This is a genomic window from Candidatus Streptomyces philanthi (assembly GCF_059553635.1).
This window is the reverse complement of the sequence record NZ_JCANQV010000539.1, coordinates 1-1,918: the sequence shown is the minus strand read 5'-3', so window position 1 is coordinate 1,918 and position 1,918 is coordinate 1. Positions and strand designations below refer to the sequence as shown.

Annotated in this window: 1 protein-coding gene; it reads left to right on the top strand. The window is 71.2% G+C overall.

Features of this window, described 5'->3' with window-relative positions; genetic code table 11:
* A partial coding sequence (locus tag AC51EU_RS30000; RefSeq protein ID WP_496270242.1) for an Rne/Rng family ribonuclease occupies positions 1-1,918 on the top strand: 1,918 nt, incomplete at both ends.

The following is a 1,918-nucleotide window of genomic DNA, read 5'->3' as shown; positions in this document are numbered from 1 at the left end:
GCAGCCCGCCGAGGAGCAGGAAGGGACCGCCGAGGAGGCGGAGGCCGCCGAGCAGGCCGAGGAGCCGGAGGCCGAGGAGTCCGCGGCGGCCGGGAGCAGCAGCAGCCGTCGCCGCCGCCGTCGCCGCCGTCGCAGCGGGGACGCCATGGAGGCCGAGGGCGCCACGGGCGACGACCCGGAGCGCACGGTCGTCAAGGTCCGTGAGCCGCGCAAGAAGGACGAGCCCGGCGACGAGGTGCAGTCGATCAAGGGGTCGACGCGTCTGGAGGCGAAGAAGCAGCGCCGCCGCGAGGGCCGTGAGCAGGGCCGCCGCCGGGTGCCGATCATCACCGAGGCGGAGTTCCTGGCGCGCCGCGAGGCCGTCGAGCGGGTCATGGTCGTCCGCCAGAGCGGCGAGCGCACCCAGATCGGCGTCCTTGAGGACAACGTGCTCGTGGAGCACTTCGTCAACAAGGAGCAGGCGACCTCGTACGTCGGCAATGTCTACCTCGGCAAGGTGCAGAACGTCCTGCCGTCGATGGAGGCCGCCTTCGTCGACATCGGCAAGGGACGCAACGCCGTGCTCTACGCCGGCGAGGTCAACTTCGAGGCGCTGGGCATGGCCAACGGCCCGCGCCGCATCGAGACCGCGCTGAAGTCCGGCCAGTCGGTGCTGGTGCAGGTCACCAAGGACCCCATCGGCCACAAGGGTGCCCGCCTCACCAGCCAGGTCTCGCTGCCCGGCCGCTACCTCGTCTACGTGCCCGAGGGCTCGATGACGGGCATCAGCCGCAAGCTGCCCGACACCGAGCGGGCGCGCCTCAAGCAGATCCTCAAGAAGATCGTTCCCGAGGACGCGGGCGTCATCGTGCGCACCGCGGCCGAGGGCGCGAGCGAGGACGAGCTGCGGCGCGACGTCGAGCGTCTCCAGGCGCAGTGGGAGGAGATCCAGAAGAAGGCGAAGGCGGCCTCCACCAGCTCGCCGTCGCTGCTGTACGGCGAGCCGGACATGACCGTCCGGGTCGTCCGCGACATCTTCAACGAGGACTTCTCCAAGGTCATCGTCAGCGGTGACGGCGCCTGGGAGACCATCCACGGCTATGTCGGGCATGTCGCGCCCGACCTCGTCGACCGGCTCCAGAAGTGGACGTCGGAGGTCGATGTCTTCGCGACGTACCGGATCGACGAGCAGCTGATGAAGGCGCTGGACCGCAAGGTCTGGCTGCCCAGCGGCGGCTCGCTGGTGATCGACAAGACCGAGGCCATGGTCGTGATCGATGTCAACACCGGGAAGTTCACCGGCCAGGGCGGCAACCTTGAGGAGACCGTCACCCGGAACAACCTGGAGGCGGCCGAGGAGATCGTGCGCCAGCTGCGGCTGCGCGACCTCGGCGGCATCGTCGTCATCGACTTCATCGACATGGTGCTGGAGTCCAACCGGGACCTGGTGCTGCGGCGCCTGCTGGAGTGCCTGGGCCGGGACCGTACGAAGCACCAGGTCGCCGAGGTGACCTCGCTGGGCCTGGTCCAGATGACCCGCAAGCGGGTCGGCCAGGGCCTGCTGGAGTCGTTCTCCGAGTCCTGTGTGCACTGCAACGGCCGCGGCGTCATCGTCCACATGGACCAGCCGACGTCGTCCGGCGGTGGCGGCAAGCGCAAGAAGAAGGGCAAGGGCGGCAACGGCGAGCGTGCCGAGGCACCCGCCGTCGAGCAGGCACCGGCCGAGCAGCCGGCGGACGGGGCGGCCGTGGAGCTGGAGCCCGCGCCGGTGACCGAGGCCGAACTCCAGCCCGCCGTCTCCGGCGGCGAGGAGTGGTTCGGCAGCCCGGCGGAGGCCGAGGCCGCCGCGGGTGTGACCCGTGGCCGGGGCCGCCGCAGGGCGAGCCGCAAGGTGTCCGCCCCGGCGGGTGCCCCGAAGGCCGCCGAGGAGGCCGCCGCG